The 3,897-nt window shown below is 54.1% G+C and carries 4 protein-coding genes; all 4 read right to left on the bottom strand.

The window, feature by feature from the left end; all coding sequences use genetic code 11:
- Nucleotides 1-145: 145 nt before the first annotated feature.
- Nucleotides 146-403 carry an immunity protein Tsi6 family protein gene (locus tag C556_RS24315; RefSeq protein ID WP_169338642.1) on the bottom strand — a complete coding sequence of 86 codons (258 nt, stop codon included), beginning with the start codon at nt 401-403 and terminating at the stop codon, nt 146-148.
- The gene (locus tag C556_RS24310) at nt 400-570 is read right to left on the bottom strand and encodes a polymorphic toxin type 46 domain-containing protein (protein ID WP_211214760.1); all 171 of its coding nucleotides are present in this window, start codon (nt 568-570) and stop codon (nt 400-402) included. The genes C556_RS24315 and C556_RS24310 overlap by 4 nt, the downstream gene beginning before the upstream one ends.
- 754 nt (nt 571-1,324) lie before the next feature.
- On the bottom strand, nt 1,325-1,711 hold the full coding sequence (locus tag C556_RS23350) for a hypothetical protein (protein WP_157236278.1): 387 nt from the start codon (nt 1,709-1,711) through the stop codon (nt 1,325-1,327).
- On the bottom strand, nt 1,711-3,897 hold a 2,187-nt coding region (locus tag C556_RS21190; protein WP_040431649.1), incomplete at its 5' end, for a hypothetical protein. The genes C556_RS21190 and C556_RS23350, both read right to left, overlap by 1 nt.

Genomic DNA, 3,897 nt, shown 5'->3' with positions numbered 1-3,897 from the left:
TGCGCTTCGGTGCACTTCGATTTTTTCATGACAAATCTCCTGCCCGGATGGGCTCAAATTTGCCAGAAATCTCTACTTTTGAACGCTACGGTTTTTGGGGGGGGAGGTCAAATACAAGACCTGCCCCCATTATCCAGAGCTTTGTTTACATTCTCGATGCCTCAGAAGAGATTTTATAAAAAATCTCTGCCGCTTCGTCATCCAATGGCTCGATCTCTCGCGCGGTCAGCACTCCAATGGTTATCTCTTTGAGTCTGGACCGATCCGATATTGATCCAGACTCAAGCCCAATCAGATAGTCTATTTGTCGAGATATGGAGAGAGGTGCAGTGACCTCTGGATGCTGCGCAAGCAAAGCATCGCAGCACTTTCTACCTTGTTCTAAAAGTGGATTTCTATTCATGGATTGGGTATCCCCATAAAAATGCCTTTATTGGGAACGAAATATTGCAGGCCGCCCACCTTTGTCATATACGACTGATTTGGCACTGTCCAAGTGTCGAGAATGTCAGCGGCTGTACTCTGAAGTGCCTTGACTGGCGTCGTGGGAGTGAATGACGTGTGGCACACGCCCGGCAGGATTAATGCCGATCATTTCTGCTGGCGTTCCCACCGTAGTGAAATAATTGCCCATCTTTCCGTTGAGCGGATATTGAAGATAGTTCGATCCAGGCATCAACTCGGTCAATGTTACTGGCTTCGTAAAATCAATACCTGCTAAGTGTCCTAATGTTCTGTCAGCACTATAGCCGGCATCTCAGTAGAAGCTATAGGCGGTTTCATAACGCCCTAATTGCTCAAATTTAGACGAATTTCGAGCTGCGGCACTCTCTGCGAGATTGGCTGTCACACGACTCCTGATAGTCGCTTGAGACAGATCACCTGCGCGGTTTGCAACATTCAGCTCAGCCGCAGTCGAAAGCGCGGAATTCCTTGTTACCGCCCGCCCTGCCAAATTACCCACCACCATCGAACCCACATCGACCACCGCCACCCCAGCCTGGGCCGCCGTCACTTCTCCTAGGTGGGTCGCATAGTACAGTACGGCGCGTTGCCAGGAAGCTGGCTCAATTCCTCGGCGGCAGAGGGTAGGTAACGGATCAAATTGGCATTTCTACCCGCTGCACCATTGTCATGAATGATGCCACCCGCGGCCAGGCTGGCAAGGCCCCACATCTGATCAAAGACCAACGTCATGAAACCCACTGCCGTATCCTTCAGCCGCCCTCCCGCCCTCCCGCCGTACCGAAGAATTCGGCCGTCGTGAAAGGCTGAAGGCGGACCTCCGGCGTCGGGCGGTCGACCAAACCGGTCATGACCAGTTTTACTTTATTTTTACTTCCTCGATAATTTGGAATTTTCCGTCTTCATATAAATAACGACGCATCCATTTTTTGGATTCTATTTCGGATCTGGAGAGAAATTTTACTTCTTGTTTTTTGATTAAAATTGAAAATAAAAAATCAAAAGATTCAAGGTCGTTTATTTCTAATAACCATGGGCATTCTTTATGGTTTTCCTGGTGCCATTCTCCGGCGTAAAAATTCTGAATGAGTCTGTAATTCCCTTTGTTTTCATTATTTGCAATAAAATAATCTCCCCAGAAATCACTTTGATGGGGCTGAAATTGTACATTAAGTATATCCTCAAGTAAGCGTGCACTTTCTTTGCCATCTTGGATTTTAATGCCGTATAGGTCAAAAATTTTCACTATTTTCCTCCTAAATCAACGATGTATGCAGGCCCTTTGAGTGCTCCAGAAATACTGTCATAAAACATGAATTCAACCGGGCGGCCCGTTTGCTGAGAAAGCTGTAGTTGCAAGTCCCGTAGCCCAAGCAATTCTGATTGGCTGGGGCTCAGAGGGCCAATACGATCAGGCATAGTCTTTACCTTGAAGCCTGCGCTTTTTCCAAGTTCTAGTGATTGCAAGTAAAGATCGTCGCTAACCAGTCCAATATCGTAGTCACTAACGCGTCCGTAATCAAATGGAGAGTTGGGCGTTTTACTAAATGGCGAACTACGCCCGGTTACGGAACTGCCTTTAAACACAATGCTGGTGTTTTCCGGTAGTCCTGCTTTTAATGTCTCAGCAAATAATTGATATTCATCGAAGCTTCTAAATCCATATGGGAGTGGGTTTCCAGTAGGGTCGAATACCCTGCTTGTAATGCTAGGGCTGTCGGCTGTAGCACGTACTAAGCCACCTATCCGTTCCAGATAGATTTCGCCTGCCCGCGCAATAGTGGGTCCCAGCGATTCGCCTGCCTGCACTGCAACCCAACGGCCACCTTGATAAACCATCTGGCCGCCTGTCTTGGCGGCTACGCCTAGACCAGCTGTGGCAAACCCACCGGCACCTATCACAAATAGGGTGTCGGCCTTCTCGCCAAGCGGCATATTCCAAAAGTCTATCGCTCCTGCAATCGCAGCATCTTTCACGATTCCCGGATTTTGAGCCAGATAGTGAGCTGTTGCTAGCGCCTGTTGCCGGGTGTGTTGATCTGCGGCCAAGCGATAAGCACCTGTGCCCAGATCCACCAGTTCATGTCCGGTACGGGCAAACAAGCCCATCAAGTGCGCTCCTAGGTATTCCCCAAAATTGTCGGCATCCGCTTTGGCTTGTTGCCAATAGTGTTGGTCTTGTTGAGCCCATGTTTCGGGAGTGCCGGCTGCTTGGGGCGCTTGGTAATCCACTCCAGCAACCAATGTCCGCGAAGCAATAGCAGGCTCGGCTGGCAGCCTATAAATTTCGACGCCAGATTCATCCCGGCGCATTGGGGCCGTGACTGGCCGGTTGTCTGCCTCACGGGTCACCCAGTCGCCGTTTCCAACTTGAGTAGATAGTTCCAGATCGCTGGCTGTGTAAGTCGTGTTATGCCATCCCGCGCTGGATACGACATCCCCACGGCCGCCAGACTGGCGGAACTGCATGATAGTCGTGTCCGGACTTTGTTCGACACCGACTTGCTCCCCCACCCCATTGGTCAGGGTATAGCCATCGACCTTAGGTGCAGGATCAGCCGCGTCACTGCCGGCAATGGTGCTGGTCTGGCTGCGCGGCGCGGTCAGGGTGTTGCCGATGGCGCTTCCTACCGCGCCGAGGAGTACATCCGTTATCTTGCCGACCTGCTTACCGCGGGCCTGGTCCAGCGCTCGACCGGTTACGCCAGCAAAGGCCTGGATACCAAAGTTGCCGGCCAGTTGTTGCGGGGTGCTCCAGCCGGTCATGCCGGGGTTGAGGCTTGCGGTGATACCGCTGGTGAGGCCGGCCATGGCCAGTTGGGTCCAGCTGAAGCTGCCTTGCTGGCCCAAGGCCACATTGACGCCCTGAGTGGCAGCATTGGTGATCATGCTGCTGGTGACGGCCTGGGCGGTCGTACCGCTGACGCCGAGCGAGGCGCCGACGCCGCCCAGGCCATAACCGACCATGCTGCCGAGCGCACCGGCAGCAACCCCCTTCCAGTTGATGTCATCCTGCAGACCGAAGGCCACTCCGACCATCTGGCTGGCCAGGCTGCCGACAGTGCCGGCGAGGGCGCCGGCCAGGAGCGTGGCCCCGGCGGCGGTCGCAGCGCTGGCGGCCCCTGCGGCGGCCAATGTGCCCGCTCCGCCTGCGATGGCGGCGGAAGAGGCTGCCGTGCCCATGGCGCTGCTGGAGAGTGCCGCGGCAATGGGGCCACTCGCGGCGCCGTAGGTGACGGCGGTAACGACGATGGCGACGACGACCATGATGATCTGACCGAGGCCGCCGCACTTGCTCTTGGGCGGCGGGGGCGGGTCGGGCAGCTTGGGGCTGAGATCGCCGATGATGCGCTCGGCGCTGTAGGGCCGGAAGGTGGCGGAACTGTTGTAGTAGTTGCTGACGCGGTTGGGCAGGGTGATGACCTGGCCGGC

This window comes from Chitiniphilus shinanonensis DSM 23277 (assembly GCF_000374805.1).
GTDB classification, from domain to species: domain Bacteria; phylum Pseudomonadota; class Gammaproteobacteria; order Burkholderiales; family Chitinibacteraceae; genus Chitiniphilus; species Chitiniphilus shinanonensis.
Note: the sequence above shows the minus strand (reverse complement) of the source record. Positions and strands in the feature narration are given on the sequence as shown.